Raw genomic sequence first — 21,341 nt, 5'->3', positions numbered from 1 at the left:
AAATGGCTTTTTGGAAAAATACTTAAAGCCGTTATGGATTATCAGTCCTGTCTAGATCAACTAATAGGTATTTCCTGATCTATCACTCCGATGATAACCTCGTGTTATCCGCATTTTGCATGTCTTGATTGCTGCTGCTCATTGATGGCGGTGATAGCATCGATAACGCCGCGATCGCACCCCGGACTTGGGATGGTTCCACCTCCAGATAATTTTGCAGTTGCTCTAAGTTGCGATGTCCGCTAATTTCTTGGATGACCCGCAATGGAATTCCGGCATTGCTCATGAAAGTAAGTGCGGTTCTGCGGCAACTGTGTGTGCTTGCTCCTTCGATGTCCGCACGTTCGCAAGCTTGTCGGAAGATTAGGCTTGCATATTCTGAGTGCAAGTGACCGCGCCCCCATCGACCAGGAAACAAAAAACCGTCACGGGAGTTTGTCGGTTTGTAAGTAGCTAAGAAGTTCCTTAGTTCTGACAAAATCGGAATGCTGCGGGTAGCTAACTTTCCCTTTGTATTCCCTTTACGGATGATCAGCTCTGCTCTGATCCGTCCCTTGCTGTTATAAACATCTTTAATTTTTAGGGTAACTGCTTCATTGACGCGGCAACCCGTGTACAGCATCACGCCTATTAGGGTTCTGTCTCGCTCTGTGGTTAATCCCGAAGTGAATAGACGCTGGATTTCTTCCGGCGACAAAACTTTTGCCTTTCCGTGACGGTCAATTTTCACAGCCCCGAACCCCCGATAGTTAATCATTATCGCCGATGCTCCCGTCCCAGGATTTATTTCGGTGAAAAAAGTGTGGAACTGTACTGCAATGTGTACTAGTTTCTCTACCGTTTCCCTTTCCCTTTCCCTGTTCACGGACAAAGTGAAAATTGTGGCAGTTTGTCAAAAGAGGCAGGGGAGCGGGGAGCTATTAGCTGGGGGGAAGTAGTAACGGATCTTGTACTCCGACCAATCGAGAACGAGAGAGGAAGGGCGGGGCTTGATACCCATGTTCCGCTCCGCTTCACGGCAACTCTTGGAGACGCTGCGCGAACGGGGCTTTCTATTGCTCCCCCTGCTCCCAGCAAGAACTGCCCCTCTGCCTCTTCGGTCAGCAACAGAATACCCCCGTCACCTGTAGCCAGAACGGTGTACTAATGCTGTACTATTCCCCTGCCATTTAAGCGCACAGGAGAAAAAGCCGATTGCCATTTGGGACTGCCATCGCTCGTGCTGCACAAGCAATAATCACCTTTATCATGATGAGCGATCGGTTGACTCAATCACTCTTCGTCCCAGTTTACCTAGCCACTACCTTTCTTCATGCCATTGGGCTATAGCCAATGCCCCTATATTGAAAAACCTAAAGATAGGTGAAAAAAATAAACTAAAAATGGCTTTATAGTTAATAAGTGATATAAAAAATTAAAGAGCATACTCTTAACAGTTAACTACACAAATATTACAGGTGTAGGTTTGTGTGACTTGAAGAAGATTTTGGACAGGTTGTCCAGCTTTACCTTCCAAAAATGGATGTCCAAGTTTACGTTCCAAAAACTTCCAAAAAATAGCATAAAGTAAAACTAAACTGCTCAAACCCTATGCCTATATGCAAGAAAAAGGTTTTGGTAATAGCGATGCTAAGGGCGGCAAGCGATCGCAACCAAGCGTAAGAAATCCCTGGAGTCAGAGAAAAGTTGGCATCTGAGTAGAATTTATATGGATTTGTGTCCATGTCCTTCTTCTATTTTTGTTATTATGTCCATTTTCTTTATCCAAAGTTGCGTAGCTTGCCGCCCTTAGCATCGCTTGATTAATGCCTTAACGAATTTATAAGTAGTTCAGCTTGCAACTTGTCCAACTTCTCCTTTCAAAATCTGTCCAAAATCTTCTTCAAGTCACAGTTTGGGTTAGAGAAAACGGGCAAAGGTGATTATTTTAAGAAACTTGTACAAAATTCTTCCCAGCTTCTGTTGCTTTCATGCCAAATCAAGCTTATCGGAATAGCCCGTTTTTTAATCGCTATCACGTCATAAAACTATAGAGTCATTTTTAGTTTATTTTTGAGAGTGGTGTGATTGCTTATAAAAAATTCTTCAAGAAATGGGTAAAACTTGCGTGCCAAAAACTCAAACTGTTCTGCAATTGATTCCGAACTTGTCCTGAATCAATTTTCAGGGTGAACGCCAAGATGCTCCCTGATGGCTGAAGGGACTTTAGCTGATTGCGAGTTAGTTTATGAGGTCGTAAATTATACAGTTAAAAATACAACTTTAACATCGAACGAAATCCCCGTGCTGTATCATGATATTTGTCTAGGTAAACGAATAAGCTTATGTTAGGTTCATTTAGCCTATTTACCTAGATGAGTATAATGCAGGAAATTTTACTGCATAGCGATGCTTACAGTAATTATAATTGCGTCAAGTAAGGTATTTTATATTACAAAAATATTTATACACAGGGCATAAGGGAAGGCACAGACATTGTTTGGCATGGTGGTCTGCAAATTCCCGCTCCTTTTAACACCCTCGATCTTGGCTCATATAAAGGATTAGTTTTTCAGAATCATAATTAAGTTTTTGCCGACCAATGGTCGGCAAATTGCGATGCCGATCAACCAATTAGTTGGTTGTGGTGGAGATGGAGGAAGTTGCCGCGACTGAACTGCGATCCAAGGAAGCGACTGTGCCTGATGTTTACGATTGCGTCTTCTTCCATTCGTCTAATGTTAAGCAAGTTTTCCCAGTGGGTATTAATCCTGTGGTTGCTGACACACCAAAATTTTTCAGCGCATAATTTTCTACTTCTGCGTCCTTGAAGGCAAATTCTACTACTGTTTGTTTTTCCTGCTTTGACAGAGGTTCAATCTTCACGTTTGCTGCGGTAGGAACAGGATTCGTTTTATCTCTGGTGAAATTTTTTACATTATAAAATTGCTCTTGTCCTGGCTTACCTGAGTTCAAGCATCCTTTAGACTTGACAAACAATCCTGTAGCCCAATAGCTATTAACAAAGTGTTGCTTATTAACAAACTGCACCCCATTAGCTGCCCAGACGTAAACGGGATCAACATATCCTTTAGTTTTGGGAATTTTAGTTTCGCTACATCTTACTCCATCCCGAAGACGACTTCTATAATCTCCGCATACCTTCCAAGTTATTCTATATAAGTTAGGTGTCTCTTCTACATATTGCCTTATTTGCTCCTGTACTTCCTTATCTTTTTGGCTTTGCTCATCAGTTAACTTAGCTCCATAATCATTCTCTGCCTGAGCCACCTTGTCTCCTTCAGACTGGCAAGCCCCAGTACCCGCACCTATCAAAACAAGGGCTATGAGTAAACCGATTTTATTCATAAAAAACTCCAATACTCCAACAATTAATACGCGAAATTAATTACCGATTTTCTTGTTTAACAAGAAAGAATACATGCGTCAGTCGCCAGAATGGGCTAAACCTTAGCTATCCGCTAACAGAATTGAATTTTGAATCGATTTAGCGGATGAATAAACGGGTTTAAGTCCCTACAAAACAAGAAACTTTGGTGGTCAACTTTCGTAGTGGCGGGTCAGAATCCTCCACTAATTGATTCTGACTCCTGACTTCTGACTCCTTCTTTAAGCAATATCTACTTTTAAGAATGCTTGACTACAAGCTGCAAATATTATACATATTTGTTGCATATATGCAATCAAGTTTTAACAGTTTTTAGTCATAGTTCTACCCTTCCACAGCCATCGGCAACTGAAATCACATAGAGGCAATAGACTTCTTGCAGAAGTGGGTTAAAGGGGAAAGGGGAAGGGGGAAAGGGGTAAGAAAAAACCTTTACCCTTTAACCTTTACCCTTTTCCGCAAGAGTGCAAAAGTCACTTTTGCAAGAGGTCTAATGGCGCACAGAGCGTCCAGATATATCGTCGCACTACTGTTTGATACACTTCACAGCCCCAATGGTAGGTCAGGTGATAACGACCTCTGGATCTTCCTATAGCGCAGGATGATTTTGTGTTACTACGTTTTGTAAAAAAGCAAATAAAAAATAGTACAACAATTATGAAGAAAGAACAAGTCACTTGAGTACGGAAAAAAACAGTACTAAAGTTTCTTCATCTTTTTAGTCGGAATATGTCATAGATAAAAGAGCAAAGTTGAGAAATAATTTGTGCGTGAGCATAATTGGCGTAAGTAACATCTAAATCAGCAATGAAAAAAATATGGACATTTTGGGAATTTGACCATACTTTGGGTAGCGCGGTTCGAGTAATATCAACCCCATTAGGGCTAGAGATATTTGCTGAAGATGTATTTCAGATTATTGCACCAGAATTAAATAATGAAAAAGTAGTGCCTCTGCATATCCAAAGTCGAGAACGTCATGTGGTTATTGGTGAGCAAGTAACAATAGTAAAAACTTTAAATTCGGGAGCTATATATAATTTAAAAGGCATAGTGGAAGAACAAATGATTAATAATTTCACGCAATGGATAAGGAGTAATGTCTTACCGATATTTCAAAAAGATTTTTTTTTAGAGAATTGAGAACAAATCTGAATTATGAGGAGAAGAAGAAGAATGACACAAACTATCAATAACAGTCAAAATGGAAATATTAATGGCAAAGCTGATATATCGGCAATTGAAGCAGAAGAAATAAAGCTAAATGATTTAACACCAGAGCAGCAGTTAGAGTTAGAGAAACTAAAGTTAGACCCGGATATGGCCTCAGATGCAGATAAAGAGGCAGAAGAAATTAATAGAAAAACAGAAGAGGTAACTAAAACTCCCCCAAGAAGATTAGTAATAGTAGACGGGGGGAAAGGTGGAGTTGGTAAATCGATGTGGACGAGAGGATTTTTACAAACTTGTATAGATGAGAAAAGAAGAATTGTGGCAGTAGATGCAGATAATTCTAATCCAGATTTGTTGAGATATTATGGTGAGAATGGTGAGCATTGTCAAATACAGCAGTTAAATATTTTTAAAGATGGAAGTATAGATAGATTTTTTGATCAGGTAAAGAGAATGATGGAGCCAGAGCCAGATACATATAATCAACTGCCACCACCAGAATCGCTGTTTTTATTAGAATTGCCACCGCAATCAAGACAAATATTTAAAAAATTCATAGAACAAGAGTTCTTGGAAACAGCCGCCAATGATTATGACATTAGAGTAACAATGGTCGTGGTAATTAGTCGAGTATCAGATTCGGTAAAGCAATTAATAGATTTATACAGCTTTTGCGGAAATAAAGTAGATTACATAGTTGTTAGAAATTTATTTTATGGTGAGGAGTCAGAATTTTTTAGATATAGCAACTCATCAATAGTTCAAGAGATAAAGCAAGAGCTATTAAAAGCAGGAATCCCTTTATTTGATATTACAATGCCGAATTTGCTTGAATATGCCTATGATTATTTAGATGAAAAGTCACTAACTTTTTCTGAAGGAATAAAGCAAAAAGAACTACCAGGGGTGAAAATGCGGGTGAAGAGTTGGCTAAAAAATTTTAAACAGCAAATTTGTCCAGTTAAGCATCTCTTAGGGCTGGAGAGTATAAATGTTGAAATCTTCTAAAAGAATGGTAATGACTGTAGGCGACTCTCGTGTAGGCAAGTCTACAGTTATGAAACTGTTGCTGGAAATTTATCAACTTCAAGGTAAAAGATTGAAAGTTTATGATCATGATAATCGTGACAGATTTTTGGCTTATAAAGATTTAGTGTTTATTGAAAAGATGGATTTTTTCAATAAACAAACGGACAGGATGTTTATTGATCTGGTAGCTGATGATATAGATATCATTTTAGTGGATATGCCGGGGCAGCACATAGACAAAATTTGTCAGTATATTGTTGAGTCTGAACTATTAGAAGCTTTAGCTGAATATGGATGGAAGCTAACGTTCCTGCAACCGATATCACATAGAACGGACTGCATAGACTACTTAACTCAAATCATCCAAACTGCTACTAACAATGCCAACTATGTGATAGTGAAGAATTATCATTTTGCGCCAGAGTTTAGGGAATATGACGAAAAAATGCGGAAAACTCTGTTAACAATAGGAGGAACAGAAATAAATTTGATGGCTTTACATCGAAATCACTATCAAGCGATGGAGAAAGCTGTCAAGCCATATTCGCAAGTTTGCCAGGATTTCTCAATAATTTTGTTCTGGAGAAGTTTCATTTTTCAGTGGATAAAAAATTTCCGCAATTCAGTGATAAATAACAAATTGGCTATTAAATATTTAGGGCTTGATTGATGACACTACAACCCGGATTTCTCACCACACCTTGAATGGAGGAGTAATGAGTAGTGAGTAAGGAGTAATGAGTTATGAGTTATGAGCGAATACTTCAATATCTTATTTCTTGTTTCTTACTCATTACTCATTATTTATTAAGGATTTGCTTCTTACTCATTACTCATTACTCATTACTTCTTACTCTTTACTTATTACTCATCATTAAACGCTTTGGAGCTTGTGAGAAATGCGAGTACAAGACACATTACAAGGCTACTCCCCATCAGAACAAAAACGCATAGTTGAAGGGGCGTACCAATTAGGAATCACACCAGATGACCCAACATTTAGGATGATGGCAACGCTGGGTCGATATGAAGAAACGATGATAGACCTCCAGGCAAGAATGGAGGCAATGATAGAAGCATGGGCAGCACTGATAGACCAAAAACTTGAGAAGACAAGCAAACAAGCCGAGTCAATGCATTATACAGTTGTCTCTAGTGCCGTGCGTGATGAGATCAAAAAAAGCAAGCCCACCGGCACAGGCATGAAAGTGCAGGCAGGCTGGGGATTGGGGACAGTATCTCTGGTGTGTGGATTAGTAGCGGCTGGTAGTACCTTGCTGGGTTCGCTGACCACATGGAATCTGGTGCAAAATATAGGAACGAATCAGTCAGTAGTAGTCTCACGTAACGAGATAAAGATTCTCCAATGGGCAAAATCCCAAGAGGGTAAGCAAATGTATCAAATAATCTTAAAGAATCAAGCAGCAATTGAAGCCTGTCAAACACAGCAGAGTAAAACCCAAGGCTATTGTTTAATTCAAGTAGGTAAGTGAAAAGCAGTTAACTAACTTGGGTAACAGTGTTTGAGATATAGCCGAGTTCAGAGGCTTTTAGAATAGCATTGATGCGATTATCAACACCTAATTTAGAATAAATATTCCTAGCATGATTTTTGACCGTGTTTTCACCAATGAACAGCTTGTGACCTATCTCCTTATTAGATAATCCGGCAGCGATTAATGACAAAACATTAATTTCTCGCTCGGTTAAGTGGTCATCAAAGATTTTCCCTTTGATTTTGGGCTTGTGAAGAAGATTTAACAAACCTCTTTTAATAATTTCGGAATCAAATAAACTTTTATTATTATGAGTGGTTCTGATCGCCTCTAAAATCAAAGAAATGTTATTTTTTTTGAGAATATAAGAATCAGCGCCACTGCCGATAGCAGCATTGACAATTTCTTGAGAAGAGTTGCAGGAAAGGACAACAACTTTAGTGTTACTGCGATAAATCTTGATTTGCTTAATGACCTCGACTCCAGAAATGTCGGGTAAACCAATATCTACAAGGACAACATCAGGCTCCCACTGTTTGACGATATTAATACCCTGCTCACCAGTAGAAGCATTAGCGACCATCTCCATATCTGGTTGCTGTTGAATAGCAGTAGTGATGCCGAGTCTGAATACCTCTTCATCCTCAATAAGTACTAATCGAATCATATAAAGTTTTGATTGTTTTGATTGTTAGATACTAAAATATTTATATCACAGTTATTGATGTTAAGTGTTTTAATTTATATATACAAACGTAAAATGAAAACAGTTATTTTAGAAAAGTATGGCAGTCCAAATTAAGTAAAAGTATTAGTACTAAAGTCTGAGTGAATAAAAATTTTTTCAGTCTAAAATAAAAATATTCGAGAAGAAAGAAAATTTAATTAGCATTTATAAAAGTAGCGAAAATCACAATCTATCTTGGGAAGCATATATGCAGCAAGAATCTCTAAGCAAGCAATTGGATTTCTCATCTCTGTTACATGATGTATCAAGCAGTTTTAGAGCCACATCATTAGTGCTGAATCAGATAATTGATGGTGCTTATGGACAGTCTTTAGAAGAAATCAGACCTCTTTTGATAGGTTTGCAAGAAATGAATGAGCGAGGACTGGGCTTGGTTGATAGAAGAACGCCTTGTTTAGAACCTAGTCTAGCAACGTTAGGGCAGTTTGATATGTTAGATTTTTTACAAAAGCTATATTTTCAATACAAGGTAATAGCACAGTATCATTCCTTGAATCTCCACTATGAAACGCAAGTAACATACAAGCATGGAACGCAAGTACGGGGTGACAGCATAAGTATTGACAGAATGTTATGCAATATCATAACTAATGCTATTAAGTACACCTTGCGAGGAGATATATTTATAAGACTGCTCAATCAAGATGATGATTTAATTGTTGAGATTGAAGATACCGGCTGTGGGATTGCCGCCGAACAACTATCAAATATATTTATTCCGTTTTGGAGAGCGCCCCAGAGTAAGTTATCTGATAAGCCAGGCAGAGGAATGGGGTTGTATATTGCCTGGATGGTGGCTTATGCTCACGGACTGAGTATGAGGGTAGATTCGGTAGCTAAACAAGGAACCAAATTCACCATTATATTTCCTTACAAAGATGACGGGATATATGGGGTTGATGGTAGGATGTGCCTCAAATAACAGAGGTGAGTTGATGCGTTACTTATATGATGTGAAACTTTGGGACAGGATTGAAACAGGAGTGGAATTTCTAATTTTTGCGGCTTTGATGATAGCGGCAATCATCAAACTGGGGCACAACGATTTTTTACAAGCATTGTATTACATAGTATTAGCTGTCATCATCTCGCCCTGGTCACAATTCGAGCGGGTGACTAAGCGATATGTCTTAGTAAGTGCGTACCTTCTTGGGTTGTTTGTCGGGTATTTTAGTTAGTCTAACTCTGGGCCGTCAGGAGAACGCTCGTTTTGTTGTTGCTGTGGCTGTTGCTGTTGTTGTTGCACTCTTATATCAAAGTTGATCAGCTTTTGTGTTTCTTGTGGTGAAAGGTGATTGTGTATTACTTTGTATTCTTCGTTATCATCTACTTTATAAGCACTAAAAGCCGATTGATTATCACTTTTGCGCCAAACAGTCAGACGCTGCATACCTTCTCTCATCAACAAATTTAATTGATAAGCCATGCCTTCATAGACCCGACCACCAATAGTATCTTGTCCCTTTGTAACAATAATATTCATTAGTGCAGGAATGAGAGACTTTTTAACAACCTGATTATTTTCAGTCTCAACCGATTTTGACTCTTGACTGTCAACAAAAGGCAGTTTGCGTTCTTTAGTTTCTAATATCTGCTGCAAGAATGTCTTTTTCTTTTCATTGATCAAGTCTTCAACTCTTGTTGAGTTATCTATTTCAGGTGTTTCCTCGGATTTATTTAAACCAAATTTTTGAGCGTACTCTTGGTAGTATTTTTCCTTAAGGGATTGCCTGTAATCTTCAGTACTTTGAACATTTTGAGATACAGATAAAGTATTTCTCACCTCACTAATAATATTTTCGCGCTGTGTGGGGTCTAGTGCGGGGGTTATTGATGGTGAAGGTGGGTGTTTCTCCATCATCAGCGCCAGTCTGTAGGCCATTTGGTTGTCAGAAAAGCCACTGTTGCGGTTGATGATAGTGATAGTTTGGGCAACTGAGCTAGATTGCATAGGTATTACAATTCTAATTCTTGTGAATTAGTGGTAGTAGGTTGTTGTGGAGTGTGAGATTTTTGGGAATGTACTTCAACCTTGGGCGTATAGGTATTGTTAATAACCTGGCTACGAGAATTGAGCAAATCCTGAATAACATCATTCAAAGGAGGAAGTGAGATATTTGTTTGCCCTTTGTTGTGCTGCTCGAATTGACTTTGAAGGAGAATTTTTTGGTAAAGTTCACGCTGTTCACCAATAGTCAGCTTGCCAGTTTTTGAAAGTTTTTCCCGCAAAGGGTTGTTGTACTGATTGGCAACACTAGACCAAGTTTTATTAGTTTCTAAACCTTGCCAATGAGAGGCAATCTCAGGGTGAAGAGGCACGGGGGTATCACGTTTCGGGTCAGAAGAAAACTGTGGCTGTGTTTCTGTAAGAACCTGCGATCGCAAATCATTAACAATATAAGCTAATGATGGAAGCACAATATCAGTACGCCCATTGTGATTGATTTCACTCCAAGCTTGATTTTGAATCTGCTGGTAAAGTTCACGTTGTTCACCAATAGTCAGCTTGCCAGTTTGCTGAATTTTAGATTGAAATTCTAAATGTCCTTGCGCTATAGTCTCATGACTTGAACCATCTTTTTCTAACTGCTCCCAATACTGTTTCAAAACTGGATGTAGTGGTAGCAAAACTTTATCTAAATTAGAAGAAAAATTTGGTTGTAATGGTGTTGTGCTGTTAGGTGTTGGTGTAGCTGAGTGTGATACAGCATTCTGTTGTTTTGGAGAATTAAAGCTTGCTTCTTGTGGGTTTGATTGTGTCTTGCGATCGCCCCGTGGTCGATTACGATTGGTGTGACTGCTCCTCGTCTAAATTACGGGTAATTTCGGGATGAACGGGCAAGTCGATGTCACGGGTGTCTGTCGGGTTGCCAAACAAATCTTTGTAATTAATATGCAGCTTTTGAGCTAATAATCTTAACTTCTCCAAATCAGCTTCAGTGATAGCCATCGCTTGGACTTGATGAGTCATACCAGTGTCAGTTTTCTCAAACTGAAAGCGAACAGCTTCCCGATTTGTACCATTGTGTTCAGTTTTGAGTAATTGCAGAGTAGATGTATTGTCAGTGGTTTGCCGAAAAAGAATCCGGTAATTCCCCAAGGTTAAATCGTCTTTCTCGAACCTATTAATACTTTGTGTGAGAATTTTTAATACCTCGTTTTCTTTGAAACTTTCTAAAATATTGTGTGTGCCTTTAGGAGAGACTGAACCAACGACAGAAGCTATTTTGCGAGGGTCTTCATCAACAGAGGGCAATTCTTTACCAGCTTTGAGGTAGTCAGCCACTAACAAAAACTCCTGCCTTTCAATAGGCAGAATGTTAATTTGTCTTTCTCTCCAAATTTTTGGCTCATCATCTATTTCTGTGTAAGAAAGTTTAATATTGCCCACGTGTCCCCATTTATCAGCTTGAAAAGTCATTAACTCTACATCATCATGACGACGATAGATACTGTATTTGTCAGCGCCATGATTCTTAATTACAAAAGCATCAGCATGGTAGATTTTGCCACTGGTCTGCTGTTGTTCATCTTTAGCCTCAACACCATATTTTTTTAACAAAGTATAAGCAGCAAAAGCTATTTGTTTATTCTCGCTAGCTTCTAGGCGCTTTCTAAAAAAATTAGGCTCATAAAGTGTAACATTTTCTTTTTTAGCCCAAGAACTAATGCTTTTTGTGTTTTGTGGAATTACAGGCGGTTCAGTTGGTTGGGTTGACTCAGGGGTAACATCTATATGAATAATGTCTGAATCAATAACTTTTATATCTATAATCTGTGAACCAGGGTCAATAAATGGTTGACGACGATTCTTGTGAAATACATTCATGTTTGGTTCTAATTCGGGAGCATCTTTCACAGTAGAATCTCCTTTTTGTTGATCAATTGTTTTGACTGTGCCATCTTTGAGCTTGATAGTAAAACGTAAGCTATCAAGTTGATTTTGATGCCATTCTTCTAGAGCTATAGCCCCGGCAGATAGCTTTTCAAAACTTTCTCCTCCCTGCGTGACTATAAAATCATCTACACCCTTATCTGGCCCTGGCAGCGTTACTACTTTAACGACAGCACCAAATTCTTGTAATAAGCTTCCTGTTTTCCAAATATCTCTTTGGATATTGAGCTTAGTTTCAGGCTTAGTTTCATAATCAAAGCAGATTTTGATTTCTCTACTCGAAGTTGCGAAAACAGCTAACTCATCAGCCAGATAGGAATCACCAATTTTCTTGCCCCACTCGTTTTTAGGTGAGCGATAGCCGGAGGAAATTCCCGGTAGTCCGATGGCTGCGTGACCATGCGATAGTAGACTAGCCGCCTTCTTCGCACCCTCTGTAATGACAAGTGGGATATTGTGTTTGCACACACAATACCAAAAACCACTCAAGCGATCGCTATCGCTGGGGTTTACTCCAGCTTTTGAGTAAATATTTTGGGCAATCACGCCTGGGACATCTAGCAAGAAAATACTCAAATCAACTGATGGTGGATGCTCATATTTGATGAACTTGCCTTCAACCGCAACAGTGAACCCATCTTTTTTTACGGTTTTGAGTCTGGGGCGGTTTGGCTTATAGCATCCCCATTCTTTAATTTGAGGTTGCTCACCACGAGTAAGATTAGCAAATGTGCGCGGATCTACTCCAGAATTACACCACCAGCCACCTGCATCTAAGTGGGAATAGAGTTCTAAAAGCCTAGTAGAAAGGCTACCTGTATTTGTACGTGAAAGTTTGTCGCTGATCATGAGCCGTTCCCAAGCTTCATGTTCGCCACCGACATAGCTAAAATGAAGACTAGAGAAGTTGAGATGTGCAATATCTGGTGCGATCGCACTGCCTACTACGAGTTCGTGCCAATGTTGCGGATCAATATGTTCCGGGTGAGGCGGGATATGTTGAGTATTTTGTAGCTCAAGTTTTTTACTACTTATGCCATTGTTGGCGCTTTCAACTGTAAAAAAAACATTTCTATGGATGGAAGCATTTAAATCTAGATTTTCTTGGTCTTTAATAGGTAGATATTCCTGGGGATTTTGAGAATCGAATGGTATAGTTAAAAACTCAACAGATGTGGCAGAAGGCGGAAGAATTAAGGGGGAATTGGGGTTAGGTAAAACTGGAGTTAAATCAGGATCAGGAGGAAAATTTGACGGTGTTATATCATTACTACCGGGGAGAAGTTTAGGCAATAAATATGCCATCGTCTCTTCTACTTGTTCTATTTCCTCATCTGTTACACCTTCAAAGTTATTTTTAGACCATTTCCAGCCACCATCCTCATCAGGAGTAAGAAAATAAGTTTCTTCTCCTATTTCAATTCGACATTTTAGATCAATAGCTGATTCGATTGATTTATAAATAAACTCTCCTAAAGGATAAATAAAAGCTCTAATAAAATGCTGACTAGCTCTAGCGTAAGCGGAAGTGAGTTGCAAATGTCGTTCATCAAACATATCTATTTGGGTGTAGCAGAGTAAAGGGTAAAGGGTCAAAAGAGGCTCTTGAGCAGGGGGAGCGGGGGGAGAGGAGAAGCAGGGAGAGAATTAAATTTTTCTTATTCCTCAAGAGCCTCCCTTGCTCAAGAACAGCTTCCTTTCTACGTTCTTGTCTAACCGCAACAGTTGCAGAATCGTCTTTGCAAATATTTGTTATGAACAGGGTTGTCGATGATGAGAGAACAAGCTTGACGTAATACCTCATATTGTTGCCAGTTAGCCCCTAAGCATTTGATATCCATGAGCTTACCTTGGGGTGTAATGCGATTAAAAATAATATGAATATAAATATTACTAGGTTGAATATCTAAAAAACAGATATACTGCAAATCATGCCAGCCGATACCGTGAATATATCGGTTAACAATTTTCAGACAAGATTCTTGATTTAGTTGGATGTAAGTGTTTTTTAGGTTGATGATAGTATATATGCCCAAATTCCTCAGCTTTCGTCTAGTTTTAGATAAAGTCTTAAACTCCTGAATAATCTGAAGGGGAGGCAGACTAATATCAATAAAACTACCATTTGCTAAAATTTTCTCTTGAGATAGTGTTTGAATTAGTTCAAAATTATTAATTTTCAATTCTTCAATAGTCATTTTCATAACAATCAAATTCCACTATCAGATTTATTTTGATTAATCATGCTGCCGACTTCTTTGAATGTTAGTCCAGAATTATTAGAAATAGCTTGAGGGTTTTCGGGAAGCGGAAAGCGTGAATCAACTTGCTTAACTCGCAAAGCTAAATCTTGCTGTGAGGGAAATTTCTGTGTACTCTTTCTAGCTAATAAACTGACAATTCTTGCCCATTTAAGTTGATTGTATTTATCAATATTTTTGAGCGGCTCATTAATTTTGATAGTTTTGAGTAAAGGAACAGATCCCTCCTTTTGATTGGCATAAGCCGGATTAATAAAAACACATTTGCCAGCAATTAACTTCAGAAATTGAGCCGATTCAAAAAGCTTTCTAGTTTTCTCTTGGTCGCTGATGCTCGTGCTATTATTTTTACTACCAGTAGAACGGCTTTTTTGCTTGTACTTAATCTCTTCATCACCTAAGAAGTTGGAAAACAATTGCGCCGACTCGTTCTCACCAGGATTGAATATAAACTTAGTGCTGCAAGCACCAAGGATAGCCTTAGCGATATCTTTACCGTAGTTCTTCTCAAGCTGCCCCATATTTTGGAAGCCGATAATACCGCAGAAGCCCTCAGAACGAGATTCATTTAGCCATCTATATAAATCAGGTAAGTATATTGAAGGTAATTCATCCAGTGCAACGATGAGTGGATCAAGTCGCTTTTTGGCAATGTTACGGGCGATGGTCATGTGTAAAATGCTGGTCATGAGGGGCCCTACTGCATCTCGGCGTTCTCTGTCCAACCCGAAAATAATCATCTGCTTTCCTTTAATTTCCAAAGGTAAAGTTGTCTTGCCGATGAAGCATCCTAATGTGTTTTTCGCCATGAATCGCGTAAACATAATACTGGCGGTAGCAACAATGCCGGCGACAGTTTTTTCACTAGCTGCGGAACTGAACAACTGACCAAAGGCAATTTTTACCCAAGGGTTAAGTGAAGCAGCCATGAGGCGTTTGACCATTTGTTCGCTAGAAAGTATCGCCGCGCAAGTCATAACATCTGCGAATTGACCGAACTCTTTAGCTAACATCAGAATTGCCTGAGTCAACTGATCACCAGACGGGCCGAAGAACCCATCTTCAGTTGAATTGCCCAAAAGTCGGAAATTTTTATTGATAACAGTGGAAATTTGTCGGGACGATTCGGCATCACTACTATCCCGGAGAAAATCTAAAGGATTGCAAACTTCAGATTCAGGGAATCCCGGTGCAAAGATGTGAACATCGTAGCCCTTGTATTTAGCATAAGCAGCAACTTTCGCTTGAGAAGGGTATTTAAAGTCATAAACTATACATGGAAATTCTTGATCAATTGCGGAGTAAATCATCGGGTTAATGGCGCTGAATGTTTTACCGCTACCGGGAGCGCCGATGACGGCTGTACCCCGTTGCACATCAGGTATATAGAAAGTAGTACCTGAACTTTTAGTTTGATACCGACCAATATAAAGTGCAGCACTATCACATTGGGGACTGGCAATTTGCAAGATGGCTTTTTTCTGAGCAGTAGCAGTTTCTTTAGCTCCACCCCAATAAGAGGTAGCAATTTTCTTCTTGTTACCATCGCCAAAAAATACCCTGAGCAAAATGTAAGCGCCGAGCAAGGATAAAACTGTTAGCCCATTGGGGGTAAATAAATGATGAGTGTATTTGCCAATTGCGTCATTATGATTTTGTAATTGCTCAAATCGAAATCCTTGAGGATTAGCGCTATTTACTTTGAAAGATTTGCTCATATTTAAGGTAGAGAATTAGGTTGACCAAGAACGATAGGGTCTTTCTCTTGGTACTCAATAAAAGGTACAGGCCCAATGAAGTAGGGGCTGCAAGTGCGACCAATGAAGGGTATAGTTTTGCAGATGCGGAAAAACATAGCAGTCTCGACAGAACCACTGGGATCATCAATATTCCAAACTACTTGCTTAAAACTAGAGCCAAAGGGGTTCCTGCCAGTAGGCTCTTGACCATCATTAAGAGCTTTTAAAATGCCAAATCCACCATTAACCTTTTGGAATTTCCCGGATATCCACTGTGTTCCAGTAGTCTTACCAATGCCTGACATTTCCGTATGAGCGCAATTATTTTGTAGACAGGGAACATTAAAGCCATCTTGGTAGCTACCAGATATGGAACGGGTACGGTTAGCTTCAATATCTCCCAATGGCAGATCAACTTTGGCAACAAATGAAAGGTCAAGTGTTCGCAGTCCTGGTAGGTTATCCCATGTCAAAGTTGATAGTCCAGGTACTCCATTAATTTTGGAGTCTTGCCAATTCTCAAATCTATTAATAGATGTGTTTTGAATGTTGGAAATAGATGTTAGTGAGTAATTTTTTAAATTTATTACTCTTCCTAATTGAACGTCACGTAAACGAGAATATCGGCTGGCGTTACCTATTGTGCCCCCGGTAATTCCAAATCTTCTCAAAAAATCACTGACAGGTTTAACACTTCTGACATTTCTATTACCTAAGTCAGGGATAGCTTTGGTTAAAGATGGTAAAGTTTGCCATTGAGTTAATTGAAAATCATCTAATGTTAACCTACTTAAATTGATTCCTTGTACTGAAGCTATGGTTGAGAGATTTAAATTTTCTATTGCTAATTGAGGTGTTTCAAAATCTCCAAGTTCCATAAACTCGCTAATGCTTTGTCCTGCCGTCCAAGTTCTAGTTTCTGTACCTCTTGTGCCTGGATAGGTAACACTGCTACTTACAGAAATAATCATGTCGCTAAAACGCAAGCGCGACCAATCAGGAGTAAACCCATTAGGGGAATTGATAACGGGTACTTGTGCAGATGCCTTGGGCATCAAAAAGCCTACAAAAGAGTTCAATAGCCCATATTTTATGAAACTATGAATCAATAAGCTACCTACTAAACCAAAAAAAATGAAGTAACGTAAGGCGTTATCATTGGGTCGTAAAGATGATTTCATAAGCCATTACCTTGTGTCAAATTCTCAGAACTATTACTCAAAGCAATTAATTTATTAGCTAAGTCTTGAGAGACAGAAGCCTTATTAGCAGCAGTAGAAATGTCATCACCCGCTTGTAAATAACCGATCAACTTTTGCAATCGTTGATGTAGTTCATCTTGCTGATTAATCCATCCACTTCTAATAGCGACAACAATACCGCCTCGAATTTGGTTAATTGTTTGCTGTGTTTTAACTAATGATTGCAATTGAGGTTTCGGGGCTGTTTGTTCTCGTGCCAGTTCATTCTGGATCGTTACCTGACTATATTTAGGAGTGCCATTACTTGTTGCTAGCCGAAAACTGTAAGCCTTACGCTCCCCAGAGGATGACTGCGTAATTACTGTTAACAAAGTGGTAGATGTTTGCGGTATTCCGGGAATGTTTATTCTCTTGATCCGTCGCAGATGAATCAGCCCTGCACCGGGGCTAGAGCAATTCTGATCCAATCCCTCTAAACAACCATCTGTGTCAAGCAGAATTTGCGACGGATCATCTAACCAGACTTTTTTAATTGTCTCGCCAATTTCATAGAAAGAAATTGCTACACCGTGACCATTCCAAACGTTGATAGTTTGTAGTTTGGCCTGCGTCCCACTAGCTTGAGTTTGTTTGATGGTGCGAACGACTGGTGCGGCAATTGTGGATAGTGGAGTCGCGGCGAGAGCCAACGCTAGAGTGCCGCTTGTAACTGTGTTAATTACGCTTTTCATGGCAACTCCAAAGAACGATTTACATTAAAAGTGACTTTGGTTCCCTGTGGAATAAACCAAGTATTAGGGCGAGAAGTAATTTCTTGAGTATTACGTTGATTACGTTGGCTGATGTTTTGGCTAACTTGACCAAAAAACCCTGACATTAACGCACCAGTGAGATTGCGCTGATTGCCACTACTACGTTTGCGAATCCTGCCTGTGAATTCATCAGAAATTTCTTCTTCACTATCCGGTTGGTTCATAATCTCCCCAACCTTCGAGAGTGCAGACACAGCGCCACCAAACAAGTCACTACGGGCAATCTCGCCACCCCTGTCCTGAAATCTTCGAGCTATTAGGGGTCTACCACCAACTCCTGTCACGGAAATCGCACCCGCAGAAATCGGATATTCTGTATTATCTTTGATGATCGCTCTGACATAAGCAACAGCGTAACTGCCGCCATCAACTGAAGCTAACTCGACTGCCAATAAACTACCCGAAGGGATTGCCACTTGCCCATAGTTATCGCGTAAATCCTCTTGCAGTTTAGCAATAGACTTAGTATTATTAGAGGTTGGTGTTTGTGTCTTTCCTGAACTATTAACTGTGGTTTGAACTAATGGAGTAATAATCACACCACTAGCAAATGAGCCAACTGTCAAATAACGAGTTTGCTTACCTTGGAGAATTTGGCTTTCTTGAGGTAAATAATTGTTAGCTAAAGTAATCTTGTTAACCTTAGAAGTCGCTTGCCACCTGGGGCGGAGCTTTTCAATCGACTCGCTTGAGTTTTGCGGCGTGGTTTGGTCAAAATTATTTGTATCTGTTTGTTCATTTTGTTCATTCGGTTGATTTTGAATTGCTTGAGCTTGAGCAAGATATGGATCTAATGAAGATTGTTTACTGGTGCTAGTTTCGGTGTATGCGATTTTGCCGTAAGAACCGATGCCTCGGAGTTTGTTCAATTGTTCAAGGGGATCTAGGGGCGTGAGTGTCCGTGCAGATATAGATGGTCTTGGAGAAAAACTCGTGCGTGTTGATGACTGAGTGTAGGTTCTAATCTGTTGTGGTGCAGTTTGAGTTACACGACGTGGTTGTGTATTTTGAACAGAACGTGGCGCAGGTTGTGGAGATGGTGGGTTAGATGGCACGACCTTTTGGTTTACTGAAACTGGTACTGGCGGTGATTGGTCAAATTTATTTTTGTTAATGCGACCTAACTCATCTTCTTGATCCGACAGAGCGAGTTTTGCACGCGCATCACCGTCTCCCTCATCACTTTTTTGGGCTTGTTCAGTGGTCGGTATTTCCTGCGTTTTCAGACCAATCTTTGGTGCTGGTGCGGGATTGAAAACACCATTAAGCATCAAAAATATTGCTAAAAATCCAACTCCAAAAGGGACAGCAATTATTGCTAGTCTTGACCAAGGAGAAGTGACAATTGTGTGCTTAGTCGGTACTAATAAACTTTCCGGTTCTGGTGCTTTATTAGCATTAGTTTTATTAGCATCATCTATTTCAAGCAAATCCTCTATAGTTGATACAGACCCTTTACCGTTGTCTTCGCTCATTTCCTTCTCCCGAAGTTTAAATCTACAATTTCTGTAATTTCTAATCCGGCGCGACGGGCTGCATAAATCTTCTTAGCTAACTCAGTGGTATTAGCTGGGATATATTCTGGATTAGAAATTGAAGAAACTGTAACGGTTTTATTGAAAGTAATTCCTTTACCTGAGTTATACTCACGGTCAAAAGTTACCAGTGTACCAATAAAATCTATTTCCCATTTCCCTGATTTAATTTGACGTGGTTGGGATATGAATCTGGGAATTAAAGATACTTGAGTATCACCATTGAAAATACCTGTCGGAGTGATTGATGCTAATTTCTTGAGAAAGGCGGGGCGAAATCCTTCATTTTCACTTAAAGCAAATGCAGCATCATAGGCTCTAGTCGCAACCCGACTATTAGATTTATTATTAAGTTTACCTACTTCTACCCCAGTATCTTGCTTAGTGATAGGTTCTCCTTTCTCATTAAATGCTTTTACTAATCCATCCCAATTAAACGTAGTAATAAATGTATCAGATACAAATTTTTTAATTACTTCATCAGACCGTTCTTTTGGGTCTACTGCTCTAGCGGCGATTGTCTCTCCTGATGAGAGTTGTACTAATGCCAATTGTTTTTTATTTAAAACACTAATTGCTCCATAACTTAAAAACTGTAATAACAGAGAAAGCGCAGCCATTGAAAATCCAGCTAGAGAAATTATTCCAACTCTTGTTGTTACATATTTGTTGTAACTAAGTAATTGTAATGGTTCTTTTGGTTGAGTTTTATTTTGATGATTTAGCATAGGTGTTATTGTCAGGAGTCAGGAGTCAGGATTCAGGAGTCAGAATGCTGGAGAATAAGATTGAATTCTTTTCAATCAATAGAAGAGTTATCCGCTCATTGCTTTTAAATTCTGGTTTCTGAATCCTGTACATGGATAGCGGGGCGTTTAGCCCGTGCTGAATTCTTACGTGTCATTTAGCTAATTTTCCGACTAAACTACCACCTTTAGTAGCAACACCTTTAGCAACCTCAATAGCAATTCCACTATAAGTTTCAGTAGCTTTATTAATTTGAAGTAAAACAGAAACGCCACCACCAGCTGCTAAACCTGTAGCTAAGAATGGCGCAATTATACCAATTGTAAATAGGAAGAACATTGGCTGATAAGATTTAGAATCAGCGACTAATTGCCCGGCGAAACCAACAATGATATTGAAGCAGAGCTTGCCAAAACCTATACTGAAATATCCGACTAACCAACTGTAGATTGATTTAGCTCCGTAAGGTAGCAGAGAACCACCAACAGCTATAGGCCCCAGCAGCGCTGTTACGAGCATAGTCAATTCAATTCCCCATTGGTAAGCCCCATTCATTCCGACTAAAATTATCGTAACTATGTCAGTAACAGCAGACCCGACAAAAGCATTAATGGGAGATAAAATTAAATCAATTCCATTTGCTTTACCATCTTTCACATCATTAAAAGCATCGATAGCGCCATCAATTGCATCTACAAACCAAGAAAAAGCCCCATTATTTTTGTTAAACTTATCTGGATATTTTTTGGTTAAATCTTCTTTAGCTTGATTCAAACAGTTGATTTCTTCTTGTTGACTTAAAGATGAATTTCTACATTTATTTACAGCAATACCAATAGCGCTACGTGCTGCTTCAGTTCCCAATGCACTTTCATACGCTTGCTTGAGATCGATTCCTGCCGCCGCTTCGCTAAGAACTATATTATTTACATTATTAATATAGTTTCTAATCCCCAAAGTTGACTTTCCTAGTACATCCCCCTTATTACTGAGCAAAAGAATTACTATTAACGGCCAAATAAAATCAGTATAAGCTCTTTGTTCTTCCCCCGCCATCATTTTTTTTGTCCATTCAACGACGAAGAAAGTTAGTGTTGCTATAGCGAATAAAGCTCCGACTGTACAAATTGCTGAATAAACACCACCTGTAATAGTTTCGTTCCAAAGCTCATCAAATCCTTGCGCTATTGAAGCTGCATTTTCTTTTGCTAAATCAGCTAAATCGCCACCATCTAATTGCGCTAGTAAAAACATGATTTGAATCCTTGCTCAATACAGTAATTTTGAAAGATATGTAAAGAAGGCAGTTCTTGCTG

21 protein-coding genes are annotated in these 21,341 nt (G+C 39.3%); 7 read left to right on the top strand and 14 right to left on the bottom strand.

The features are described 5' to 3' along the window. Positions 1 to 82 precede the first annotated feature (82 nt). Positions 83 to 730 (bottom strand): tyrosine-type recombinase/integrase, encoded by a 648-nt coding sequence (locus H6G92_RS27235; RefSeq protein ID WP_190898297.1) that lies wholly within the window; start codon positions 728 to 730, stop codon positions 83 to 85. Positions 731 to 1,194: 464 nt separating this feature from the next. Here H6G92_RS27235 and H6G92_RS40480 point away from each other — a divergent pair, with 464 nt between their 5' ends. Then, entirely contained in the window at positions 1,195 to 1,329 is a 135-nt protein-coding gene (locus H6G92_RS40480; RefSeq protein WP_267894960.1) for a hypothetical protein, read from the top strand. A gap of 203 nt (positions 1,330 to 1,532) precedes the next feature. Here the strand turns inward: H6G92_RS40480 and H6G92_RS27230 are convergent, their stop codons facing one another. Next, positions 1,533 to 1,724: a hypothetical protein gene (locus tag H6G92_RS27230; RefSeq protein ID WP_158680627.1), complete on the bottom strand. Its 192-nt coding sequence runs from the start codon at positions 1,722 to 1,724 to the stop codon at positions 1,533 to 1,535. A gap of 964 nt (positions 1,725 to 2,688) precedes the next feature. Beyond that, positions 2,689 to 3,348: a hypothetical protein gene (locus tag H6G92_RS27225; RefSeq protein ID WP_190898181.1), complete on the bottom strand. Its 660-nt coding sequence runs from the start codon at positions 3,346 to 3,348 to the stop codon at positions 2,689 to 2,691. An 847-nt stretch (positions 3,349 to 4,195) separates the two neighbouring features. On the opposite strand from H6G92_RS27225, the gene H6G92_RS27220 reads away from it, so the two are divergent. The 4 genes from H6G92_RS27220 to H6G92_RS27205 all read left to right on the top strand — a co-directional run bounded on the left by H6G92_RS27220 (position 4,196) and on the right by H6G92_RS27205 (position 7,083). Further along, positions 4,196 to 4,531, top strand: coding sequence for a hypothetical protein (locus H6G92_RS27220; protein ID WP_190898177.1), 336 nt, complete (start codon positions 4,196 to 4,198; stop codon positions 4,529 to 4,531). Positions 4,532 to 4,564: 33 nt separating this feature from the next. Next, the gene (locus H6G92_RS27215) at positions 4,565 to 5,569 is read left to right on the top strand and encodes a nucleotide-binding protein (RefSeq protein WP_190898172.1); all 1,005 of its coding nucleotides are present in this window, start codon (positions 4,565 to 4,567) and stop codon (positions 5,567 to 5,569) included. After that, complete coding sequence (locus tag H6G92_RS27210; RefSeq protein WP_242059326.1) at positions 5,553 to 6,260, top strand: ATP-binding protein; 708 nt, start codon at positions 5,553 to 5,555, stop codon at positions 6,258 to 6,260. Before H6G92_RS27215 ends, H6G92_RS27210 begins: the two co-directional genes overlap by 17 nt. A 229-nt stretch (positions 6,261 to 6,489) precedes the next feature. Next, positions 6,490 to 7,083, top strand: a complete 594-nt coding sequence (locus H6G92_RS27205) for a DUF6753 family protein (RefSeq protein ID WP_190898167.1) — start codon at positions 6,490 to 6,492, stop codon at positions 7,081 to 7,083. Positions 7,084 to 7,090: 7 nt separating this feature from the next. Here H6G92_RS27205 and H6G92_RS27200 read toward each other — a convergent pair whose 3' ends face one another. Next, positions 7,091 to 7,753, bottom strand: coding sequence for a response regulator (locus H6G92_RS27200; RefSeq protein ID WP_114083221.1), 663 nt, complete (start codon positions 7,751 to 7,753; stop codon positions 7,091 to 7,093). Positions 7,754 to 8,021: 268 nt separating this feature from the next. Between H6G92_RS27200 and H6G92_RS27195 the strand changes: the two genes are divergently transcribed. Beyond that, a complete protein-coding gene (locus H6G92_RS27195) occupies positions 8,022 to 8,756 on the top strand; it encodes a sensor histidine kinase (RefSeq protein WP_190898162.1) in 735 nt (244 codons plus the stop codon). Between the two features lie 13 nt (positions 8,757 to 8,769). Then, positions 8,770 to 9,012, top strand: a complete 243-nt coding sequence (locus H6G92_RS27190; RefSeq protein ID WP_190898156.1) for a hypothetical protein — start codon at positions 8,770 to 8,772, stop codon at positions 9,010 to 9,012. Here H6G92_RS27190 and H6G92_RS27185 read toward each other — a convergent pair. From H6G92_RS27185 to H6G92_RS27140, 10 genes are all read right to left on the bottom strand, one after another. Beyond that, positions 9,009 to 9,785 (bottom strand): hypothetical protein, encoded by a 777-nt coding sequence (locus H6G92_RS27185; protein WP_190898150.1) that lies wholly within the window; start codon positions 9,783 to 9,785, stop codon positions 9,009 to 9,011. The genes H6G92_RS27190 and H6G92_RS27185 overlap by 4 nt on opposite strands. Positions 9,786 to 9,790: 5 nt before the next feature. Further along, on the bottom strand, positions 9,791 to 10,462 hold the full coding sequence (locus H6G92_RS27180) for a hypothetical protein (RefSeq protein WP_190898145.1): 672 nt from the start codon (positions 10,460 to 10,462) through the stop codon (positions 9,791 to 9,793). Between the two features lie 154 nt (positions 10,463 to 10,616). Continuing rightward, positions 10,617 to 13,325, bottom strand: a complete 2,709-nt coding sequence (locus tag H6G92_RS27175) for a DUF3854 domain-containing protein (RefSeq protein WP_242059325.1) — start codon at positions 13,323 to 13,325, stop codon at positions 10,617 to 10,619. Positions 13,326 to 13,441: 116 nt separating this feature from the next. Continuing rightward, positions 13,442 to 13,933, bottom strand: a complete 492-nt coding sequence (locus H6G92_RS27170; protein ID WP_190898127.1) for a relaxase/mobilization nuclease domain-containing protein — start codon at positions 13,931 to 13,933, stop codon at positions 13,442 to 13,444. A 5-nt stretch (positions 13,934 to 13,938) separates the two neighbouring features. Continuing rightward, positions 13,939 to 15,708, bottom strand: a complete 1,770-nt coding sequence (locus tag H6G92_RS27165; RefSeq protein WP_190898121.1) for a type IV secretory system conjugative DNA transfer family protein — start codon at positions 15,706 to 15,708, stop codon at positions 13,939 to 13,941. A 2-nt stretch (positions 15,709 to 15,710) separates the two neighbouring features. Further along, positions 15,711 to 16,910: a hypothetical protein gene (locus H6G92_RS27160; RefSeq protein ID WP_190898116.1), complete on the bottom strand. Its 1,200-nt coding sequence runs from the start codon at positions 16,908 to 16,910 to the stop codon at positions 15,711 to 15,713. Beyond that, positions 16,907 to 17,662: a hypothetical protein gene (locus tag H6G92_RS27155; protein ID WP_190898109.1), complete on the bottom strand. Its 756-nt coding sequence runs from the start codon at positions 17,660 to 17,662 to the stop codon at positions 16,907 to 16,909. Before H6G92_RS27155 ends, H6G92_RS27160 begins: the two co-directional genes overlap by 4 nt. Then, positions 17,659 to 19,218 carry a TrbI/VirB10 family protein gene (locus H6G92_RS27150; RefSeq protein WP_190898104.1) on the bottom strand — a complete coding sequence of 520 codons (1,560 nt, stop codon included), beginning with the start codon at positions 19,216 to 19,218 and terminating at the stop codon, positions 17,659 to 17,661. The genes H6G92_RS27155 and H6G92_RS27150 overlap by 4 nt, the downstream gene beginning before the upstream one ends. After that, positions 19,215 to 20,006: a hypothetical protein gene (locus tag H6G92_RS27145; protein ID WP_190898100.1), complete on the bottom strand. Its 792-nt coding sequence runs from the start codon at positions 20,004 to 20,006 to the stop codon at positions 19,215 to 19,217. Before H6G92_RS27145 ends, H6G92_RS27150 begins: the two co-directional genes overlap by 4 nt. Before the next feature lie 172 nt (positions 20,007 to 20,178). After that, positions 20,179 to 21,279, bottom strand: a complete 1,101-nt coding sequence (locus H6G92_RS27140; RefSeq protein WP_190898097.1) for a hypothetical protein — start codon at positions 21,277 to 21,279, stop codon at positions 20,179 to 20,181. Between the last annotated feature and the right edge of the window lie 62 nt (positions 21,280 to 21,341).

The sequence above is a fragment of the Nostoc foliaceum FACHB-393 genome (assembly GCF_014698505.1).
GTDB classification, from domain to species: Bacteria; Cyanobacteriota; Cyanobacteriia; order Cyanobacteriales; family Nostocaceae; genus Nostoc; species Nostoc foliaceum_A.
Note: the sequence above shows the minus strand (reverse complement) of the source record. Positions and strands in the feature narration are given on the sequence as shown.